At 63.4% G+C, this 19000-nt stretch carries 22 protein-coding genes; 13 read left to right on the top strand and 9 right to left on the bottom strand.

Annotated features, from left to right (window positions below):
• Position 1: 1 nt before the first annotated feature.
• Both ACVISU_RS39530 and plsY read left to right on the top strand, forming a co-directional pair.
• On the top strand, positions 2-1303 hold the full coding sequence (locus ACVISU_RS39530; protein WP_050399753.1) for a dihydroorotase: 1302 nt from the start codon (positions 2-4) through the stop codon (positions 1301-1303).
• 226 nt (positions 1304-1529) lie between these two features.
• Positions 1530-2126 (top strand): glycerol-3-phosphate 1-O-acyltransferase PlsY, encoded by a 597-nt coding sequence (plsY, locus tag ACVISU_RS39525; RefSeq protein ID WP_456710538.1) that lies wholly within the window; start codon positions 1530-1532, stop codon positions 2124-2126.
• A gap of 116 nt (positions 2127-2242) precedes the next feature.
• On the opposite strand, the gene ACVISU_RS39520 is transcribed toward plsY, so the two are convergent.
• Together ACVISU_RS39520 and ACVISU_RS39515 are read right to left on the bottom strand one after the other, a co-directional pair.
• Positions 2243-3481, bottom strand: a complete 1239-nt coding sequence (locus tag ACVISU_RS39520) for an amidase (RefSeq protein ID WP_456710537.1) — start codon at positions 3479-3481, stop codon at positions 2243-2245.
• A 60-nt stretch (positions 3482-3541) separates the two neighbouring features.
• A complete protein-coding gene (locus ACVISU_RS39515; protein WP_456710536.1) occupies positions 3542-3739 on the bottom strand; it encodes a hypothetical protein in 198 nt (65 codons plus the stop codon).
• A 12-nt stretch (positions 3740-3751) separates the two neighbouring features.
• On the opposite strand from ACVISU_RS39515, the gene ACVISU_RS39510 reads away from it, so the two are divergent.
• Positions 3752-4057 carry a hypothetical protein gene (locus ACVISU_RS39510; protein WP_456710535.1) on the top strand — a complete coding sequence of 102 codons (306 nt, stop codon included), beginning with the start codon at positions 3752-3754 and terminating at the stop codon, positions 4055-4057.
• Here ACVISU_RS39510 and ACVISU_RS39505 read toward each other — a convergent pair.
• Complete coding sequence (locus ACVISU_RS39505) at positions 4023-4646, bottom strand: hypothetical protein (protein ID WP_456710534.1); 624 nt, start codon at positions 4644-4646, stop codon at positions 4023-4025. The two genes, ACVISU_RS39510 and ACVISU_RS39505, sit on opposite strands and share 35 nt — an antisense overlap.
• A gap of 447 nt (positions 4647-5093) precedes the next feature.
• Between ACVISU_RS39505 and ACVISU_RS39500 the strand changes: the two genes are divergently transcribed.
• The 3 genes from ACVISU_RS39500 to ACVISU_RS39490 all read left to right on the top strand — a co-directional run bounded on the left by ACVISU_RS39500 (position 5094) and on the right by ACVISU_RS39490 (position 7039).
• Positions 5094-6077 (top strand): IS1595 family transposase, encoded by a 984-nt coding sequence (locus ACVISU_RS39500; RefSeq protein ID WP_456710533.1) that lies wholly within the window; start codon positions 5094-5096, stop codon positions 6075-6077.
• A gap of 229 nt (positions 6078-6306) precedes the next feature.
• Positions 6307-6495, top strand: a complete 189-nt coding sequence (locus tag ACVISU_RS39495) for a hypothetical protein (protein WP_456710532.1) — start codon at positions 6307-6309, stop codon at positions 6493-6495.
• A 118-nt stretch (positions 6496-6613) separates the two neighbouring features.
• Positions 6614-7039, top strand: a complete 426-nt coding sequence (locus tag ACVISU_RS39490) for a GNAT family N-acetyltransferase (protein WP_456710531.1) — start codon at positions 6614-6616, stop codon at positions 7037-7039.
• On the opposite strand, the gene ACVISU_RS39485 is transcribed toward ACVISU_RS39490, so the two are convergent.
• Complete coding sequence (locus tag ACVISU_RS39485; RefSeq protein ID WP_456710530.1) at positions 7036-7494, bottom strand: hypothetical protein; 459 nt, start codon at positions 7492-7494, stop codon at positions 7036-7038. The genes ACVISU_RS39490 and ACVISU_RS39485 overlap by 4 nt on opposite strands.
• A gap of 105 nt (positions 7495-7599) precedes the next feature.
• On the opposite strand from ACVISU_RS39485, the gene ACVISU_RS39480 reads away from it, so the two are divergent.
• Positions 7600-7842 carry a DUF6471 domain-containing protein gene (locus tag ACVISU_RS39480; protein WP_456710529.1) on the top strand — a complete coding sequence of 81 codons (243 nt, stop codon included), beginning with the start codon at positions 7600-7602 and terminating at the stop codon, positions 7840-7842.
• Here the strand turns inward: ACVISU_RS39480 and ACVISU_RS39475 are convergent.
• Complete coding sequence (locus tag ACVISU_RS39475; protein ID WP_456710528.1) at positions 7778-8542, bottom strand: hypothetical protein; 765 nt, start codon at positions 8540-8542, stop codon at positions 7778-7780. The two genes, ACVISU_RS39480 and ACVISU_RS39475, sit on opposite strands and share 65 nt — an antisense overlap.
• A 105-nt stretch (positions 8543-8647) precedes the next feature.
• Between ACVISU_RS39475 and dprA the strand changes: the two genes are divergently transcribed.
• Positions 8648-9688, top strand: a complete 1041-nt coding sequence (dprA, locus tag ACVISU_RS39470; protein ID WP_456710990.1) for a DNA-processing protein DprA — start codon at positions 8648-8650, stop codon at positions 9686-9688.
• Between the two features lie 165 nt (positions 9689-9853).
• Here the strand turns inward: dprA and ACVISU_RS39465 are convergent, their stop codons facing one another.
• Complete coding sequence (locus ACVISU_RS39465; RefSeq protein WP_050399757.1) at positions 9854-10261, bottom strand: winged helix-turn-helix transcriptional regulator; 408 nt, start codon at positions 10259-10261, stop codon at positions 9854-9856.
• 99 nt (positions 10262-10360) lie between these two features.
• Here ACVISU_RS39465 and ACVISU_RS39460 point away from each other — a divergent pair, with 99 nt between their 5' ends.
• On the top strand, positions 10361-10969 hold the full coding sequence (locus ACVISU_RS39460; protein ID WP_050399758.1) for an FMN-dependent NADH-azoreductase: 609 nt from the start codon (positions 10361-10363) through the stop codon (positions 10967-10969).
• 188 nt (positions 10970-11157) lie between these two features.
• Here the strand turns inward: ACVISU_RS39460 and ACVISU_RS39455 are convergent, their stop codons facing one another.
• Together ACVISU_RS39455 and ACVISU_RS39450 are read right to left on the bottom strand one after the other, a co-directional pair.
• The gene (locus tag ACVISU_RS39455) at positions 11158-11322 is read right to left on the bottom strand and encodes a hypothetical protein (RefSeq protein WP_172803587.1); all 165 of its coding nucleotides are present in this window, start codon (positions 11320-11322) and stop codon (positions 11158-11160) included.
• Positions 11323-11480: 158 nt separating this feature from the next.
• Positions 11481-12254, bottom strand: a complete 774-nt coding sequence (locus tag ACVISU_RS39450; protein ID WP_050399759.1) for an SDR family NAD(P)-dependent oxidoreductase — start codon at positions 12252-12254, stop codon at positions 11481-11483.
• Positions 12255-12363: 109 nt separating this feature from the next.
• Here ACVISU_RS39450 and ACVISU_RS39445 point away from each other — a divergent pair, with 109 nt between their 5' ends.
• A complete protein-coding gene (locus ACVISU_RS39445; RefSeq protein ID WP_456710527.1) occupies positions 12364-12837 on the top strand; it encodes a winged helix-turn-helix transcriptional regulator in 474 nt (157 codons plus the stop codon).
• Positions 12838-12951: 114 nt separating this feature from the next.
• Here ACVISU_RS39445 and ACVISU_RS39440 read toward each other — a convergent pair whose 3' ends face one another.
• Positions 12952-13191 (bottom strand): hypothetical protein, encoded by a 240-nt coding sequence (locus tag ACVISU_RS39440; RefSeq protein ID WP_456710526.1) that lies wholly within the window; start codon positions 13189-13191, stop codon positions 12952-12954.
• A gap of 229 nt (positions 13192-13420) precedes the next feature.
• On the opposite strand from ACVISU_RS39440, the gene topA reads away from it, so the two are divergent.
• The 3 genes from topA to ACVISU_RS39425 are packed head-to-tail and all read left to right on the top strand — an operon-like array spanning position 13421 to position 18987.
• Positions 13421-16195, top strand: coding sequence for a type I DNA topoisomerase (topA, locus tag ACVISU_RS39435; RefSeq protein WP_456710525.1), 2775 nt, complete (start codon positions 13421-13423; stop codon positions 16193-16195).
• Positions 16196-18559 carry a ribonuclease R gene (gene rnr / locus ACVISU_RS39430; protein ID WP_456710524.1) on the top strand — a complete coding sequence of 788 codons (2364 nt, stop codon included), beginning with the start codon at positions 16196-16198 and terminating at the stop codon, positions 18557-18559.
• Positions 18550-18987, top strand: coding sequence for a DUF983 domain-containing protein (locus ACVISU_RS39425; protein WP_456710523.1), 438 nt, complete (start codon positions 18550-18552; stop codon positions 18985-18987). The genes rnr and ACVISU_RS39425 overlap by 10 nt, the downstream gene beginning before the upstream one ends.
• The last annotated feature ends 13 nt before the right edge of the window (positions 18988-19000 follow it).

The following is a 19000-nucleotide window of genomic DNA, read 5'->3' as shown; positions in this document are numbered from 1 at the left end:
CATGCTGACTGACCGCCGCCCCATTCTGCTCGCCAACGCCCGCGTCATCGATCCGTCCCGCGACTTCGACGGTCCGGGCGATGTCCTGATCGCCGATGGCGTGATCCGTGACGCCAAGCGCGGCATCGGCGCCGCCGGCGTCCCCGAAGGCACCGACATCGTCAATTGCGCCGGCAAGATCGTGGCCCCCGGCCTGATCGACATGCGCGCCTTCGTCGGTGAACCCGGTGCCAGCCACCGCGAGACCTTTGCCTCCGCCAGCCAGGCCGCCGCCGCCGGCGGCATCACCACCATCATCTGCCAGCCCGACACCTCGCCTGTCATCGACAATTCGGCGACCGTCGACTTCGTGCTGCGCCGCGCCCGCGACACCGCGATCGTCAACATCCACCCGATGGCAGCCCTGACCAAGGGCATGCAGGGCCAGGAGATGACCGAGATCGGCCTGCTCAAGGCCGCCGGTGCCGTCGCCTTTACCGATGGCGACCGCAGCGTCACCAACGCCCAGGTGATGCGGCGCGCGCTGACCTATGCCCGCGATTTCGACGCGCTGATCGTGCATCACACCGAGGACCCGCATCTGGTCGGCGAAGGCGTAATGAACGAGGGCGAGTTCGCCACAAGGCTCGGTCTCGCGGGAATCCCCACCGCCGCCGAGTCGATCATGCTCGAGCGCGACATGCGGCTCGCGGGGCTGACCGGCGGACGCTATCACGCGGCCTCGCTGACCTCGACCGAGTCGCTGGAGATCCTCAAGCGCGCCCGCGATAGCGGCCACAACGTCTCGGCCTCGGTCTCGATCAACCACGTGACGCTGAACGAGAACGACATCGGCCCCTACCGCACCTTCCTCAAGCTGGCGCCGCCGCTGCGTACCGAGGAGGATCGCAAGGCGCTGGTCGCAGCGCTCGCGTCCGGGCTGATCGATGTCGTGATGAGCGACCACAATCCGCAAGACGTCGAGGTCAAGCGGCTGCCGTTTGCGGAAGCGGCGAGCGGCGCGGTCGGCCTGCAGACCATGCTGCCGGCGGCGCTGCGGCTGATCCACAATGGCGAGATGGACTTCAAGACGCTGATCCGGGCAATGTCGACGCGGCCGGCGGAACTGCTCGGCTTGCCCGGCGGCACGCTGCGCGCCGGCGCCCCCGCCGACGTGATCGTGATCGACGCCGATACCCCCTGGGTGCTCGACCGCGACGACCTCAAATCGCTCTGCAAGAATACGCCGTTCGACGACGCCCGCTTCTCCGGCCGGGTGACCCGGACGATCGTCGGCGGACGGACGGTGTACGAACACGTCTAAACTGGGATGGAACTCAGCGCGCCGCGAGTTGCGACATTGCCTCCATCGTCGTTCCGACGACGATGGCCGCGACGTAAACGACAAAGAAAACCTGCTCCAGCCGCCTGCGAACAGAAGCCATGATAAGGTCCCTCATTTCCAAGGCCATGGTGCGGATCGATGGTTAATATTTCATTGATGGGATCCTTCAAAATGGACCGAACCGACCGTCCGGGGAGCCACTTCGATGTCCGCTGACGCGTTCCTGCTGGCCGCCTTTGTGATCGGCTATCTCCTGGGCTCGATCCCATTCGGCATGATCCTCACCAGGCTCGCCGGCACACAGGATCTGCGCACCATCGGCTCGGGCAATATCGGCGCCACCAACGTGCTGCGCACCGGCCACAAGGGTCTCGCCGCGGCGACGCTGCTCGGCGACATGCTCAAGGGCACGGTCGCCGTCATCGTCGCGGGCTCGATCGACGGCCCGAACGCCGCGATGCTGGCGGCGCTCGGCGCATTCCTCGGCCACCTCTTCCCGGTCTGGCTCAAATTCCGCGGGGGCAAGGGCGTCGCGACCTATATCGGTGTGCTGCTCGGCCTGTTCTGGCCGGCGGCGCTGATCTTTGCCGTGATCTGGATCGGCACCGCGACCACCACGCGCTATTCGTCGCTGTCGGCACTCGTCGCCGCGTTCGTAACGCCGCTGTTCCTGTGGTGGTTCGGCCACAACGCGCTCGCCTCGCTGTTTGCCGTGCTGACGCTGCTGCTGTTCTACATGCACCGCGAGAACATCCAGCGCCTGCAGGCCGGCACCGAAGGCAAGATCGGCGAAAAGAGATAGCTCTTTCCTTCATTCCGGGACGCCCCTCTTGGCGCGGGCCGGAATCCAATGGGCCGCATGGCTTGTGGAGGAATGGATTCCGGGCTCTCGCTTCGCGAGCCCCGGAATGACGAGGTCTAGTTTGCTAAAGCATCCTCGACAAAGCTCGCCGCCGCCAGCGCCTTCGCGTCATCTCCAAAACCCGCGATCACGGTCACGCCGACCGGCAATCCGCCCTCGGCGATCAGCGTCGGCACGTTGACGCAGGGCACGCCCATCAAGGTCCAGAGCCGGTTGTAGCGGGGATCGCCGGTCGAGGCCAAACCGTTCGGCGCGGCGCCCGGCGCCGACAGCGTCAGCAGCACATCGATCCCGGCAAAAATCGCTGCCAGCGCCTGCCGCGCACGCAACGTGACCTCCATCGCCGCGTCGTACTCCGCGGGTGTGCCGCCCTTGCTCTCGTCGAGCCGGCCGCGCAGCAACGGCGGCATCGCCTCGTAGTTCTGCCCGTATTCCCAGGCGAACGACTGGTGCGCCTCGAACTCCTGCACCACAGGATGGATCCGCCACGCCTCGGCGATGATCTCTGATATCGCGAGCTCGCGCACGGTTGCACCCGCCCGCTCCGCCGCTCGCGCGGCCCTCTGCAACGCCTCCGCGCCGGAGGGTTCGGGCGCACCGGCAAAGGCCTGCGTCACCACGCCGATGCGCGGTGCCGCGACCTCGGACGACACGACCAGTTCGGGCCGCCTTGTCATTGCGGACAACCCCAGCGCGACGTCGCGGACGCCGGCGCCGAACAGCCCCACCGTATCGAGCGTCCACGAAAAGCACTTCACGCCGACGGTCGGCAGCAGCCGGTAGCTCGGCTTGATCGCGGCGACGCCGCAGAACGAGGCCGGCCGGATCACCGAGCCGCCGGTCTGCGTGCCCAGCGCCAGCGGGATCATCCCGGCCGCGACCGCGGCCGCCGAGCCCGACGACGATCCGCCCGGCGTGTGCGCGTGATTGTGCGGATTGAGCGTTGCGGTCGGATCGTTTGCCGCGAACGCGGTCGTCGTGGTCTTGCCGATGATGGTGGCGCCGGCCTGCTTCAACGCCATCACGACCGGCGCATCGGCGCGCGGCTGATGGCCGCGATAGATCGCAGCCCCCATCTCGGTCGGGAAGCCGGCGGTATCGATGATATCCTTGATGCCGACCGCGATGCCGCGCAGCGGCCCGGCACCTTGCGCACGCGCCGTTGCGTCATGGCAGACAAAGGCGCCGATCGCCTTCTCCTGCGCGCGGATCACCTCCAATGATTGGCCGATGGCCGCTTCAGGCGACAGCGCGCCCTGCTCGATACGCGCTTGGAGATCGGCAAGTGAAATCATGGGCGGCGGCTCCTTTGCGCAAACCGATCCTCTATCAGGATCAGAGCAACGGTATTTCTCTTAGTGAAGTGTCGCCCTGATTGTAAGACCCAAGCCAACGACAATAAGGATGATGCCCATAATGCGCATGCATTTGATGAAGTTATCGTCCGACCAATCGCGCATGACGATGTCCCATTTAAGCCAAATGCCCCGTCGAAACATCATCGGGTTCAGCAGGTAAAAAACTCCGGTAACAATCAGCACAAGCCCCAGCATTCGATAACCCCGTTGGGCCATGCCGACCCGTTCCGCCGGCAAGACAAGACTCTGCTGACACACAAGCGGTTGTCCACACGCCTCAGTTGCGCCATGCTACGCAACATGGACTGGACCAGTGGCGACAGCAAGCAGACCTCAAATCAACTCACCGACACCGAACGGCTCAACCGGCTGCGGTTGATCCGCTCCGACAATGTCGGCCCGCGCGGTATTATGGCGCAAACGCCACAAGGGCACGCGCCGAATACCGTCCATTTGAAAGGAATGGACGATGCGTGGGCTAATCAGAATTATTGTGCTGGTCGGAATAGTTAAATTCGACGCCGCCGTCGCTCTTTCCGGTAGCGGTTTCTTCGGCGCCCCCGAGAATGGTTACAATCTGTTCCAGATTGGCAATTGCCAAGCACAGGCGACTGGTCCGTTCCACGGCTCCGAAAATGTCAAAATACTTGACGATCACGATCAGATAAATTCGCTGCCCAGATTTATGGATTTCGGAGATCGTCCCCAAGCTGATGGGGCCCCGCATCTGGCGGGATGCCTCGCCCCCTATGGTGCCGTTGTTACCTACGCTCATCCCGCCAACGTAGCGCTCGGGCTTGGGTTGCGGGACGATAAAATCTTTCGGGAGCGGGAACGGCCAGATTTCAAGCGTCGAAGCATGTCGCACGTTATGAGCGGGAGTTTGACCCGTGTTTCGCAGTTCGTATCCGGCGCTCACCACGCCGGAAGGGCCGTGAAGATTGACCGCTTTTGGATCGATGGCGACATAGGCGCGCAACTGGCGCTGAGCCGTCTCCTCAGCGCCTCGCCACAGCTTGATAGTCGCCCAAACGAGCCATGCCGTCGCAAAGACCAGCAAGAAAGTGAAGAACCCGACAACGAACCCCTCGTTGTGGTTCATGAATTGTCTAGCCGCCCGTAGGGACGCCAGCGACACCACAAACGAATGGCTCGCCTACGGCTTTATGCTCATGCTGGGCATTCCCATCGTTGGTCTTATTGCTAGGCGTCGCGTGACCATCGTTTGGTGCGGGCTTAGCTTTGTACTCTTGCTGGTAGGAGCAATTCGCGGCCTGATATCCTAGGATCGTCTCCCAAAGACCAAAGAGAACGAGACCAGCCGCAAACGCCAAAAACAACTCTGGATACCTAAAGTGCATCTGTTTGAAATCGCTATAGTTTGAAATTCTCCCATACTACCTGTTGGGGTTATGAGGCCGCAATACACCCCAGAGCTAATGCCGCGATGCAACCTAACGATTTCGTGACCTAACGAAAACGATAGATTTCTTGACCTAAGGCTAAACCTATCATATTCGTTACCTATCGTATTCGTTAGGTAGCGACTGTGTCCCAACACTTCCTCCTCAGCAAAGCGGCAAAGACCCTGAGCCTAGCCCAGGTCTTCCGCATGACTGACGCGGAAGCCGAGACAGCCTTCAAGGCCATCCGTTGGGCTTCTACCGCTGGCGCTCCGGTTTGCCCTTCTTGCGGCTCCGTAGAGGCTTACGAGGCCCGTCGTCCGAACGGCTCCCTGCGCTTCCGCTGCAAGGGCTGCAAGAAGGACTTCACCATTACCAGCGGAACACTGTTCGCCAGCCACAAGCTGCCATTGCGCGGCTATCTGGCGGCCATCGCGGTGTTCTGCAACGAGGTGAAGGGCAAGTCCGCGCTGGCGCTCAGCCGCGACCTGGGACTGTCCTACAAGTCCGCATTCGTGCTCCTGCACAAGCTCCGCGAGGCGATGGCTGAGGAAATGAAGGATCGCGTCATCGGCGGCGAAGGCAAGACTGCGGAAGTCGATGGCGGCTACTTCGGCGGCTACGTGAAGCCCGCCAACCTCAAAGAGGATCGCATTGACCGCCGGTTCGCTCAAAACCAGAATGGCAAGCGCAAGGTTGTTGTCGTGGTGCGCGAGCGCGGCGGCAACTCGGTCCCGGCAGTGTTCGGCTCCGAGAGCCAAGCCGCCGCGTTCATCAAAGCCCGGATCGCCAAGGGGACCGTCGTCAACGCTGACGAAGCCGCCTCTTGGGATGGCCTCCATGAGCGTTTTGAGATGCGCCGGATCAACCATCAGGAGGCGTACAGCCTCGACGGTGCCTGCACCAATCAAGCTGAGGAGTATTTCAGCCGCCTGCGCCGCGCTGAAATCGGCATTCACCACCATATCGCTGGCGCGTACTTGCTCCGCTATGCGCAGGAGTCCTCATGGCGCGAGGACAACCGCCGCGTCTCGAATGGCGATCAGGTAAACCGCATCGCGGCGCTGGCGCTGAAGCGCGGAAAGAGCGCGGATTTTACGGGGTACTGGCAGCGACATATTGTTGATTAGTCAACAGGTATCGAAGAATTTACTTGACAGCCCTTAGCTAAGCCCCGTTACTACTTAGTAATCCCCTTGAGGTTAAGCTCCAGAATTCCTTAAGTTCAGGACGAAAGGCGGGTTTACCCGCCGAGCCGTAGGCTTCGTCCTGAACTTAAGGATTCTGGAGCTTATTTGACGATTTGCCAATAGGAGCGACTCCTGTAACGTGGGAACGTCTCCCGCAAGGAGCGAAAAGATGGCCCTTTCTGATAAAATTTCATCTTTTTGGAGCACGCCTGCGAAACAGTCGGATTCGACGAAAGCGCGTGAATTCGTGAAAGAATCTTATAAAAAGTCTGGTGGTAGACCCACCCCCGAGCTTGAGCGGGTTTATGGCGAATATCTTAGGTACGAGCGGAACAAAGCCGCCCCGAAAAAAGATTGACCCCGCTAGAATTGAGTTTAGGCGCCTCTCTGAGACCTGTCCGAGAGGCGCTTTTTCATGTGGTTACACCCACATTGATGACTTCCTGAACAACAAGTCTTGGGACCACCACGAGACTTTGCTTTCCCGCACAGTAACGGCCCACCTTGATGGCGGTGATGATCCTGTAGGGTTCTATGCCATGACAATTGGCCCGGAGCCCGCAGATCAGTTTGTCGCGGAAGAAGAACAATCATGGCTCTCGACCATGAAGGCGAGGTTCCTGCGCAGTCAGCTTACAACAGTGCAACTGCTATGGGTTGGCGTGGAAACTCGCCTCCATCGCTTGGGTATTGGAACCCTTTTAATGGGTCACGCGCTTGACGATTTTTATCAAGTAATCGAGCGCACCGGGGTTGCCGCCCTTACCCTTCATCCTATCAGCACAAACGCAGCCACATTCTATTCGTCGATCGGATTTCAGCCCTACGGAACTGGAAACCCCAAGCGTATGCTGCTGTCTGCTGATGCAGTAATAGAAACTCAGAAGAAGGCGAGCACTTAGTCTGTAGAAGCGATGGCCCACCGCGCCGGGCTGGCCTCGCCAACTCGCTCCACCCCTTTCCCCTCATGGTTCTTGAGACTGTGCTGGATGCCCAGCGCGATGCCCTGTACGTCGTCGCCGGTCGCGTCCTGCACGCCATGGGCGGCTAGAACCGCCTTCGCCAGCTCCGTGGTGGTCATCGGTTCCGTGGCCGTCCTGAGCACGTCCAGCGCCCGCCTGTAGAGGGTGCCGCGTTTGAACCACGGGTTGGGCTTCCGCCGCTTCACCGCGATCCGCCCCAGGTTGTACGTGGGGTCCAGCATCTTGATGACGGCCTCGACGTGCCGCATCTGCTCAGCCAAGGCGTCGTGCTGTTGCCGGTTGGCGAGTATCTGGCCGCCCAGCTCCATATGGAGCCGTTCAAGGGTGTTGATCGCCGGGCGGGTGTGTGGGTCTTTCGTCGGTCTGCCGCGCATTGCCGCATCCTATCGAATGTGATAGCTAACGGATATGAAGGGTTTGACCGGAAGTCAAGGCCGGTCTATCATATTTGTTAGCTCACGGAATCGATAGGAGATGCCATGGTTCTACCCAAGGCAGAAGAGGAATGGGCCGCACGCGCCAGCGCCTTCCTCAAGGCAAAGATGAAAGAAGCAGAGGTCACCTATGCGGAGCTATCCAAGCGGCTCAAAAAGCACGGCTTTAAGAATGAGACCGAAGCCGGGATCACGATGAAGCTCAAGCGCGGAACATTCTCGGCTACGTTTTTTCTGGCGTGTCTGGCTGCAATGGAGCTTGAGGGGGTTGGGCTGGAAGAGCTTTAGTCTCATCCTCGGGTGTGTTGGCTTGCAACTCTTTCCCGTCAAGCTGCTTCATGCGTTCCGCAATGTGCTCTGGACTCGGAGGGATGCTGATCCAATTGACATTCGGGTTGTCCTTCCAGCTTGCGTAGTTCTCTACGCTGGCAAACAAGGTGATGCGCTGGAATGAACAATTGCGGAAAATGCAATTGCTGAAGACGAAGCCATTATTGAAAATTGCGGTTGGTCCAAGCCAAACGGCATCTATTTTAGGAGGCCTGATAGGCTGCGCGTTATTCGAGGTCGCGAAATAAATGTTCGCGGGTCCTATTAGGTCGCATTCTATGAATGTCTTCCCGTCAATGAATGCAAAAGACGGTAAGACGAAATCGTTCAATAGAATTCTCTTCCTTTCGAAGGTCAAATCGAGCGGGTTCACACGCGAGCCATCTTGAAGGGATTTGGCATCAAACCTCGTGCGGACCTTTAACCGGTTCGCCCCCTGCCAAAGCACCCGGATAAACGACCAAATCAGCACCCCCAAGAATCCAGCCACCACCCACGAAAAAGGCGAATATTGAGAAAAGATGCTGGCGGCCCAAACTGCCCATGCAGGCAAGCTGAAACTCGCCACTAGGCCGCTCCCCTGAATGAGAGCGACCAGTGACCAGCGCGATTCTAGAGTATTGAGAAGCCGCCCGGTTCGTTCCGAAATTGCCGCCATATGAATTCCCACCCCTAGGGCACCTTAACCCAGCGGCGGCAACCTGAGAATGTGTCGCGGAGCGCTGTCCCAAGGTCATTTTCGGGACCTTGTGGCGTTTGCGCCATAATACCGGGCCCGCGCACCTTTGCATCGCTGCTCCGCCATTTTGGCGATGCGGCGCACGCGCTGGAGCGCCTGCCCGATCTCGCGCGACGCGGCGGCGCATCGGGACCCGGGCGTATCACGAGCGAAGCCGATGCCGCCGCGGAGCTCGCGGCCTGCCGCAGGTTCGGCGTCGATCTCGTCGCGCCGGAGGAAGCCCACTATCCGGCGCGGCTTGCCAGCATCGACGACGCGCCGCCGCTGCTCGGCGTACGCGGCGCGCGTGACACCTTGACGCGCCCGATGATCGCGATCGTCGGCTCCCGCAATGCGTCCGGCGCCGGGTTGAAATTTGCTGGCACCCTGGCACGCGATCTGGGCGACGCAGGCTTCGTCGTGATCTCCGGCCTCGCCCGCGGCATCGACCAGGCGGCACATCGCGCCACCGTAGCAAGCGGCACGGTCGCCGTGCTGGCCGGCGGCCACGACAAGATCTACCCGCCGGAGCATGAAGACTTGCTGGCTGCCCTCCTCGCGCGCGGCGCGGCGATCTCGGAGATGCCGCTCGGCCACGTGCCGCGGGCGCGCGACTTCCCTCGCCGAAACCGGCTGATCTCGGGCGCATCGCTCGGCGTCGTCGTGGTGGAGGCCGCGCATCGCTCGGGCTCGCTGATCACGGCGCGGATGGCTGCCGAACAGGGCCGGGAGGTGTTCGCGGTACCGGGCTCGCCGATCGATCCGCGCGCCGCCGGCGCCAACGATTTGATCAAGCAAGGCGCCACGCTGGTCACCGAAGCCGCCGACATCATCAGCGCAGTCACGCCGATCATGGAGCGGCCGATCATGCTGTCCGCGCGCGAGGACGACGAACCGCTGGATTTCGCCACCGATAGCGGAGATCGCGCCCGCATCATCAATCTGCTCGGCCCGAGCCCGATCAGCCTCGACGATCTGATCCGGATGGCCGACGCCTCGCCCGCCATCGTTCGCGCGGTGCTGCTGGAGCTCGAGCTCGCCGGCAGGCTCGAGCGTCACGGCGGCGGGCTGGTGTCGATGATTTAGGGCCACGAACGGGCGTCTTGCGAATGTCTATCACCGTCATCCCCGCGCAAAGGCTTCGCCTTTGTCGCTGGAGGTGCACGCGGAGCGAGCCTCGAAGGGTGCACGGCCCCGCTGGTGGCCGTCGCCCCTTCGAGACGCGCTACGCGCTCCTCAGGGTGACAGAATTCACTCCGCGTTCCGCGCGTCGAAATCATTTCGCGCGCCCTCGATCTCAGGCAGATGGGCAAACGCCCATTCGCCGAGCGCCATGACAGGCACGGCGAGCCCGCGCCCGAGATCGGTCAGCTCGTAGTCGACCCGCGGCGGGATGGTCGGAAACACCGTGCGCGTCACCAGGCCGTCGCGCTCCAGCCCGCGCAGGGTCAGCGTCAGCATGCGCTGCGAAATGCCGTTGATCATGCGTTTCAGCTCATTGAAGCGACGCGGTCCGTCGCGCAGCAGCATGATGACCAGCACGCTCCATTTGTCGCCGACCCGCGACAGCACAGAGGCCACGCCGCGGCAGTCCTGGTGCGTCCCGGGTTGACGCGGCAGGCCGGTCTCAGCGGTTACATCGATGTGCTCGGGTTCCATTGGTGTGCTCGGGTTTCAAAAATGTGCGTTCTTGCGAACATTTAGGGCGGTCACTCATATAGCGCCAGTTACAAACCTATACCAAAGGTGACCCCAGCCATGAAGCTCCTGCACATCGACTCCTCGGTCCTCGGCTCCCACTCCGTCAGCCGTCAGGTCTCCGCCGCCGCCGTCGAGCGGCTGCGCCAGGCCAACGCCGGCCTCGTCGTGAGCTACCGCGACCTGACTCAGACCCCGCTCGCCCACCTCTCCGGCCTGCACCTCGCCGCCAGCCAGGGCGCGGCCCCGGATCCGTCGGTGCGCGACGACATCGCAACCGGCCAGGCCGTGCTGGACGAGTTTCTCGCCGCCGACATCGTGGTGATCGGCGCACCGATGTACAATTTCACCATTCCCTCCCAGCTCAAGGCCTGGATCGACCGCATCGTGGTCGCGGGCAAGACCTTCAAGTACGGCGCCGGCGGCGTCGAGGGGTTGGCCGGCAACAAGCGCGTCATCATCGCGATCTCGCGCGGCGGCTATTACGGTGCCGACACGCCGATGGCCGCGCTCGAGCACCTTGAGACTTATCTGCGGGGGGTGTTCGGCTTCATCGGCGTCACGAATCTCGAACTGATCTCCGCCGACGGGATCCAGGTCGGTCCCGAGCATCGGGAGAAGGCGGTCGCGGGCGCGCTGCAGGCCGCCGGCAGCCTGAACGCCGCCTAGTTCCGGAACCGCTGTCGTCACCCGCGAAAGCGAAAGCGGGTGGCCCAGTATTCCAGAGACGCCGTTTATTGAACCGAGAGGCCTCGGCGTACTGGATACCCCGCATACGCGGGGTATGACAGTTGTGGGTGAGGCAAGGTCTCGTCCAAACGCCACGCGTCATGCATGGACTTGCCCCGCGCGATACCTCAGAACCAGACGCCTTGAATGCCGAGGATGACGGCAACGAGCGAGATCAACAAACCGATGCCGGAAAACAGCGCGACCGTCACGAATTGTGCTGCGTCTGAATTTTCATTTTCGGACGTAGACGAAACCGGGACCGGCGTCGAAATGCGGGCTGCTTTCGGCATGAAGGAACTCCAAAATGATTCCGTGGTGAAAAAATCCCCGCCCATTCAGGAGTCCGGCGAGTTCGTCAAAGGTTCAATACGAGATAAGATAGCCGCGCACGAAATAGTCCGGTGTGAACTGCTTCACACCGGCCGTTCGCTACAATGAGAAACAAAATCTAGCCGCGATAGATCGGCGCGCCGGCGGGCGATGCGGTTGAACCGCCGTCGATGAACAGTTCCTGCCCCTGCACATGCGCCGCGTCGTCGGACGCGAGGAACAACACAGTCTTCGAGATGTGATCGGGTTCGCCGATCCGTCCGAGCGGCGTGCTCTTGCCAATCCGCTGTTCGAACGCCTTCTCGGCCTCGGGCGTTGCGATTGCCGCGCCCCAGATCGGCGTGCGCACGGCGCCCGGCGCCACCACGTTGACGCGGATGTTGCGCGGCGACAGTTCTGAGGCCATCACCCGGGCCATCGCACGGACGCCGGCCTTGCTCGCCGCATAGGCCGAATAGCCGGGATTGCCGAGCACCGAAATCACCGAACCGTTGAGGATGATGGACGCGCCGTCGTTCAGATAGGGCGCGACCGCCTGCACGGTGAAGAAGACTCCGGTCAGATTGGTGCGGATGACGTTCTCGAATGCGGCGAGCGTGGTGCCGCCGACCGGCGTCTGGCCGGGAATGCCGGCGTTGGCGAACAGCACGTCGTACTTGCCGAACTTCTCCGCGCCCTGCTTCACCGCGGCTTCCAGCGCCGCCACATCGGTGGCATCGGCCACGACAGCGAACGCATTCGGCCCAAGCTCCCTCGCCGCCGCCGCGAGCGTTTCCTTGTTGCGCCCGGTGATGACGACCCTGGCGCCTTCGGCGACGAACAGCCTTGCTGTCGCGAGACCGATGCCGCTGTTGCCGCCGGTGATCAACGCCGTCTTGTTCGCCAGTCTCATGTCCGCCTCCAATTGGTTGCATTATTAAACTTCGTTGCCTACCTACGGCATACGGTTTAATATTGCAACCACACAAGCCCGTGATGGCCGAACTTTTGGAGCGCGCGTCGTGAAACGAACCAGCCTTGCAGGCGACAGCTGCCCGGTGGCGCGCGCTCTCGACGTGTTCGGCGACTGGTGGTCGCTGCTGATCATCCGAGATGCCAGCCTCGGCCGGCGCCGCTTCGGCGAATTCCAGGCCAGCCTCGGGCTGGCGAAGAACATCCTCGCCACCCGGCTGCGCACGCTGCTCGAGCGCGGCATCCTGAAGACGGTCCCCGCCTCCGACGGCAGCGCCTATCAGGAATATGTCCTGACGCCGAAGGGCCACGGCATCTTTCCGATCCTGGTCGCGCTCCGGCAATGGACCGAGGAGTTCGACGACCATCCGGACGAGATCGCGACCATCATGGTCGACCGCGACAGGGGCAAACCGGTGAAGAAGCTCGCACTGCTTTCGCAGGACGGGCGGGTGCTGGGAGCGGGCGACACGACACTGAAGCCGCGGCCTGCGCGGAAGCCGGCACGACGCGCATCAGCGTGACCACGTCATCGTGGTCCTGGCAAAAGCCAGGACGCATTACTCCAAATCTCAATTGTTGCACGACGCTGGGGCCGCGATCACGCTGCCGGCCCCGTCATCCCGCAAGACATACCCTCACGACAGCTTCCTGCGGCTGCGCGCGCGCAATTGCTCATCGGCCTCCAGGCGCGTCATCGCAAGCAGGTGGTCGAGGACATCGAATTTGTGGCGCTGGGCGAGTTTGGCGAGTTCGGTCGCTGCCGCGGCGATCAGGACCAGGGCGTCATCCGGGCCGCCCTCCCCACCTGACTCGTCGCCCGCCGGTCGCCGTCGGCCGGACGGCCTGGGCTTGCGCCCGCCCCCTGTGCTGCTCAAAAGGCCTAATCCGATTCCCATCCCATATATAAAGAGATACGCCCTTTCCGACCGCAACTCTAGGACGCATTTTTCAACCTTTGGGATAGAAACTCCACAGCTTGAGCCCTCCCTTCAATATCTGGCGATTTGACACCGACCGCCCCAGCACCCATGTTCGCCCCGACATGGCGGGCCGCGAGTCTAGCGGAACCCACCTTCAAGTTTTCCCGTAAGCTATTGGAATGACATGAATATCGTCATTGTGGAGTCGCCGGCCAAGGCCAAGACGATCAACAAATATCTGGGGTCCTCCTACGAGGTCCTGGCGTCGTTCGGCCATGTTCGCGACCTCCCGGCCAAGAACGGTTCGGTCGATCCGGACGCCAATTTCCAGATGATCTGGGAGGTCGATGCCAAGGCTGCCGGCCGGTTGAACGACATCGCCAAGGCGCTCAAGGGGGCCGACCGCCTGATTCTGGCAACCGACCCTGATCGCGAGGGCGAGGCAATCTCCTGGCACGTGCTGGAGGTGATGAAGGAGAAGCGCGCGCTGAAGGACCAGAAGGTCGAGCGCGTGGTGTTCAACGCCATCACCAAGCAGGCGGTCACCGACGCCATGAAGGCGCCGCGACAGATCGACGGCGCGCTGGTCGACGCCTATATGGCGCGCCGCGCGCTGGACTATCTGGTCGGCTTCACCCTCTCGCCGGTGCTGTGGCGCAAGCTGCCCGGCGCCCGCTCCGCCGGCCGCGTGCAGTCGGTCGCGTTGCGGCTGGTCTGCGACCGCGAGCTCGAGATCGAGAAGTTCGTGCCGAGGGAGTACTGGTCGCTGGTCGCGACGCTGCTGACGCCGCGCGGCGAAGCCTTCGAGGCCCGGCTGGTCGGCGCCGACGGCAAGAAGATCGCACGGCTCGACATCGGCTCCGGCGCGGAAGCCGAGGACTTCAAGAAAGCCATCGAGGCCGCGCTGTTCAAGGTTGCGACCGTCGAGGCCAAGCCGGCGCGACGCAATCCGCAGGCGCCCTTCACCACCTCGACCCTGCAGCAGGAAGCAAGCCGCAAGCTCGGCTTCGCGCCGGCGCATACCATGCGCATCGCGCAGCGGCTGTATGAAGGCATCGACATCGGCGGCGAGACCACCGGTCTGATCACCTATATGCGAACCGACGGAGTGCAGATCGATCCGTCCGCGATCACCCAGGCGCGCAAGGTGATCGGCGAGGATTACGGCAACGCGTATGTGCCGGACGCACCGCGCCAGTACCAGGCCAAGGCCAAGAACGCCCAGGAAGCCCACGAAGCGATCCGCCCGACTGATCTGTCGCGTCGCCCGGCCGCCATCGGCCGCAGGCTCGATGCCGACCAGGCCAAGCTCTACGAGCTGATCTGGAAGCGCACCATCGCGAGCCAGATGGAATCCGCCGAGCTCGAGCGCACCACCGTCGACATCGAGGCCAAGGCCGGCGCCCGCGTGCTGGAGCTGCGCGCCTCCGGCCAGGTCATCAAGTTCGACGGCTTCCTCGCGCTCTATCAGGAAAGCCGCGACGACGAGGAAGACGAGGATTCGCGCCGCCTGCCCGCGATGAGCGAAGGCGAGGCCGTGAAGCGCCAGAGCCTTGCCGTCACCCAGCATTTCACCGAGCCGCCGCCGCGCTTCTCGGAAGCATCGTTGGTGAAGCGGATGGAAGAGCTCGGCATCGGCCGTCCCTCGACCTACGCGTCGATCCTGCAGGTGCTGAAGGACCGCGGCTACGTCAAGCTCGAGAAGAAGCGGCTGCACGGCGAGGACAAGGGCCGCGTCGTGGTCGCATTCCTGGAAAACTTCTTCTCGCGCTACGTCGAATACGACTTCACCGCCGACCTCGAGGAACAGCTCGATCGCGTCTCCAACAACGAGATCTCCTGGCAGCAGGTGCTGAAGGATTTCTGGCGCGGCTTCACCGGCGCGGTCAACGACATCAAGGACCTGCGCGTCTCCGAGGTGCTCGATGCGCTCGACGAGATGCTCGGCCCGCATATCTATCCGCCGCGCGCGGATGGCGGCGACGTCAGGCAGTGCCCGACCTGCGGCACCGGCCGGCTCAACCTCAAGGCCGGCAAGTTCGGCGCCTTCGTCGGCTGCTCGAACTATCCGGAATGCCGTTACACCCGCCCGCTCGCAGCCGACAGCGCCGAGAGCGCCGATCGCGTGCTCGGCACCGACCCCGACACCGGGTTCGACGTCACGGTGAAGGCTGGCCGCTTCGGGCCCTACATCCAGCTCGGCGAGCAGAAGGATTACGCCGAAGGCGAGAAGCCGAAGCGCGCCGGCATTCCGAAGGGCACCTCGCCTGCCGATGTCGATCTTCAGCTGGCGCTGAAGCTGCTGTCACTGCCGCGCGAGATCGGCAAGCATCCGGAGACCGGACAGCCGATCACCGCCGGCCTCGGCCGGTTCGGGCCGTTCGTGAAGCATGAGAAGACCTATGCCAGCCTCGAAGCCGGCGACGAGGTCTTCGACATCGGGTTGAACCGTGCCGTCACGCTGATCGCGGAGAAGATCGCGAAGGGCCCGAGCGGCCGCCGCTTCGGCGCCGATCCGGGCAAGCCGCTCGGCGACCACCCGACGCTCGGCGCCGTCGCGCTGAAGAATGGCCGCTATGGCGCCTATGTCGCGGCCGGCGGCGTCAACGCGACGATCCCGAGCGACAAGACGCCCGACGAGGTCACGCTTGCGGAAGCGATCGCATTGATCGACGAGCGCGCGGCCAAGGGCGGCGGCAAGAAGGCCAAGAAGGCGAAGGCGGCAAAGCCCGCCAAGGCCACAAAAGCCAAGGCGGCAAAGGCCGAAGAGGCCGACGGCGACGCCGAGGCCAAGCCCGCCAAGAAGGCTGCGTCCAAGAAGGCCGCGGCAAAGCCGAAAACGGATGCGACCAGCAAGGCGCGCGCGCCGGTTGCTTCCGGTGCCAAGACCTCGCCTGCAAAGTCATCGGCATCAGCGAAAGCGCCCGCGAAGAAGAGCGCCGGCAAGGCACGAGGATAAGTGAAACGAAAACCCGACCATGGCTTTCCGGGCCGGGACGCCATCGTCGCCTTCATTCGCGCCAATCCAGGCAAGGTCGGCACCCGCGAGATCGCGCGCGAGTTCGGCCTGAAGAACGCCGACCGCATCGAGCTGAAGCGGATCCTCCGCGAACTCGCCGACGACGGCAAAATTGCAAAACGCGGTCGCAAGATTCATGAGCCGGCGGCGCTGCCGCCGACGGTGCTCGCCGACGTCACCGGCCGCGACAGCGACGGCGAGCTGATCGCCACGCCCGCCGAGTGGGACTCCGAGGACGGCACCGCCCCGAAGATCCGCATCGAGATGCCGCGGCGGCCGAAGCCCGGCACCACCGCCGGCGTCGGCGACCGCGCGCTACTGCATGTCGAGGTGGTGACCGACGACGGCGACGGCACGCCCTATCGCGGCCGCGTCATCAAGGTGATCGATCACGGGCGCACACGCATCCTCGGCATCTTCCGCCGCAACCCCGATGGCGGCGGACGCCTGATCCCGGTCGACAAGAAGCAGGCGGGCCGCGAGCTCAACATCGCCAAGGCCGACAGCGGCGGCGCCGAGGACGGCGACCTGATCAGTGTCGACCTGATCCGCACCCGCGGCTTCGGGCTCGCCTCCGCCCGCGTCAAGGAGCGGCTCGGCTCGATCGCCAGCGAGAAGGCGATCAGCCTGATCGCGATCAACACCCACGACATCCCGCAGGTGTTTTCGTCGTCTGCGCTACGCGAGGCGGAAGAGGCAAAACCCGCGACCTTGCAGGGCCGCGAGGACTGGCGCGAAGTGCCGCTCGTCACCATCGACCCGCCTGACGCCAAGGATCACGACGACGCCGTGCATGCCGAGGTCGACCCGGATCCGAACAACAGAGGCGGCTTCATCGTCCACGTCGCGATCGCTGACGTCGCCTACTACGTGCGGCCCGGCTCGGCTCTCGACCGCGACGCGCTCCAGCGCGGCAATTCGGTGTATTTCCCCGATCGCGTGGTGCCGATGCTGCCCGAGCGCATCTCCAACGATCTCTGCTCGCTGGTGCCGGGCGAGCCGCGCGGCGCGCTCGCGGTACGGATGGTGATCGGCGCCGACGGCCGCAAGCGCTCGCACACCTTCCATCGCGTGCTGATGCGCTCGGCCGCGAAGCTCGCTTACGCGCAGGCGCAGGCGGCGATCGACGGCAGGCCCGATGACGTCACCGGCCCCCTGCTCGATCCGATCCTCAAGCCGCTGTGGTCGGCCTATGAGCTGGTCAAGCTCGCACGCAACGAGCGCGACCCGCTCGATCTCGATCTGCCCGAACGCAAGATCCTGCTGAAACCGGATGGCACCGTCGATCGGGTGATCGTGCCGCAGCGGCTCGATGCGCACAGGCTGATCGAGGAGTTCATGATCCTGGCCAACGTCGCCGCGGCCGAGATGCTGGAGAAGAAGGCGCTGCCGCTGATCTATCGCGTGCATGACGAGCCGAGCCAGGAGAAGGTGCACAACCTGCAGGAATTCCTGAAGACGCTCGACCTGCCCTTCACCAAGCAGGGCGCGCTGCGTCCCTCGCAATTCAACCGCGTGCTGGCGCAGGTCGCCGGCGAAGATTACGAGCCGCTGGTCAATGAGGTCGTGCTGCGCTCGCAGGCGCAGGCCGAATACTCCGCCGAGAATTACGGCCATTTCGGCTTGAACCTGCGCCGCTACGCGCACTTCACCTCGCCGATCCGCCGCTACGCCGACCTGATCGTGCATCGCGCGCTGATCCGCGCGCTCGGCCTCGGCGAAGGCGCCTTGCCGGCCGACGAGAGCGTGGAGACGCTGGCCGAGATCGCCGCGCAGATCTCCGTCACCGAGCGCCACGCGATGAAGGCGGAGCGCGAGACCACCGACCGCCTGATCGCGCATTTCCTTGCCGACAAGGTCGGCGCCTCGTTCCAGGGCCGCATCTCCGGCGTGACGCGCGCCGGCCTGTTCGTGAAGCTCGACGACACCGGCGCCGACGGCCTGATCCCGATCCGCACCATCGGCAGCGAGTATTTCAACTACGACGAAACCCGCCACGCGCTGATCGGCACGCGCAGCGGAACCATGTATCGGCTCGGCGACGTCGTCGACGTACGGCTGGTCGAGGCCGCGCCGGTGGCGGGCGCGCTGCGCTTTGAGCTATTGTCCGACGGTCAGGCAATTCCGCGCGACAGAAAACGCGACAGCGCAGGGTCCGGGCGCCGCGCCGCAGGATTTGCCAAGGGGCCAAAAAAAGGATCGGGCAAGCAGGCGCACAAGGAACGAAAGGCGCGCAACAAGAAGGATCGCAAGCCGGCGAAGCAAAAGTCCGGCAAATCGAAGCGAGGCAAGTCATGGACGTGACACCGCCAACAGTGGTCTGGACTCGCGACGCCGCCGAGCCCGAGAAGCGCGACGTATGGACCGCGATGAAGCGCGGGTTCCTTGGGCGATGTCCGCGCTGCGGAAAAGGCAGGCTGTTCCGCAAGTTTCTCAAATGCGACGGCCATTGCCCGGTTTGCGATCTCGATTTCACGCCGCATCGCGCCGACGATCTGCCCGCCTATCTCGTCATCGTCATCGTCGGCCATATCGTGGTACCGACCGCGCTGTGGATCGAGACCGACTATTCGCCGCCGGTGTGGCTGCAACTTGCGATCTATCTGCCGCTCACGCTGTTCGCATCGCTGACATTGTTGCAGCCGGTGAAGGGAGCCGTGATCGGCTTGCAATGGGCCCTGCGCATGCATGGCTTTGACGAGAATCCCCCTAGCGACATCCCGCCGGTCTAGCTAAACCGGACGC

The organism is Bradyrhizobium sp. USDA 4452 (assembly GCF_054063575.1).
This window is presented reverse-complemented; position numbering and strand designations above follow the sequence as displayed.

Coding starts and splice junctions, on each gene's coding strand:
- ACVISU_RS39530 (WP_050399753.1), top strand. CDS start 2: ATGCTGACTGACCGCCGCCCCATTCTGCTCGCCAACGCCCGCGTCATC.
- plsY (WP_456710538.1), top strand. CDS start 1,530: ATGTCCGCTGACGCGTTCCTGCTGGCCGCCTTTGTGATCGGCTATCTC.
- ACVISU_RS39520 (WP_456710537.1), bottom strand. CDS start 3,481: ATGATTTCACTTGCCGATCTCCAAGCGCGTATCGAGCAGGGCGCGCTG.
- ACVISU_RS39515 (WP_456710536.1), bottom strand. CDS start 3,739: ATGCTGGGGCTTGTGCTGATTGTTACCGGAGTTTTTTACCTGCTGAAC.
- ACVISU_RS39505 (WP_456710534.1), bottom strand. CDS start 4,646: ATGAACCACAACGAGGGGTTCGTTGTCGGGTTCTTCACTTTCTTGCTG.
- ACVISU_RS39495 (WP_456710532.1), top strand. CDS start 6,307: ATGGCCCTTTCTGATAAAATTTCATCTTTTTGGAGCACGCCTGCGAAA.
- ACVISU_RS39485 (WP_456710530.1), bottom strand. CDS start 7,494: ATGCGCGGCAGACCGACGAAAGACCCACACACCCGCCCGGCGATCAAC.
- ACVISU_RS39480 (WP_456710529.1), top strand. CDS start 7,600: ATGGTTCTACCCAAGGCAGAAGAGGAATGGGCCGCACGCGCCAGCGCC.
- ACVISU_RS39475 (WP_456710528.1), bottom strand. CDS start 8,542: ATGGCGGCAATTTCGGAACGAACCGGGCGGCTTCTCAATACTCTAGAA.
- ACVISU_RS39465 (WP_050399757.1), bottom strand. CDS start 10,261: ATGGAACCCGAGCACATCGATGTAACCGCTGAGACCGGCCTGCCGCGT.
- ACVISU_RS39460 (WP_050399758.1), top strand. CDS start 10,361: ATGAAGCTCCTGCACATCGACTCCTCGGTCCTCGGCTCCCACTCCGTC.
- ACVISU_RS39455 (WP_172803587.1), bottom strand. CDS start 11,322: ATGCCGAAAGCAGCCCGCATTTCGACGCCGGTCCCGGTTTCGTCTACG.
- ACVISU_RS39450 (WP_050399759.1), bottom strand. CDS start 12,254: ATGAGACTGGCGAACAAGACGGCGTTGATCACCGGCGGCAACAGCGGC.
- topA (WP_456710525.1), top strand. CDS start 13,421: ATGAATATCGTCATTGTGGAGTCGCCGGCCAAGGCCAAGACGATCAAC.
- ACVISU_RS39425 (WP_456710523.1), top strand. CDS start 18,550: ATGGACGTGACACCGCCAACAGTGGTCTGGACTCGCGACGCCGCCGAG.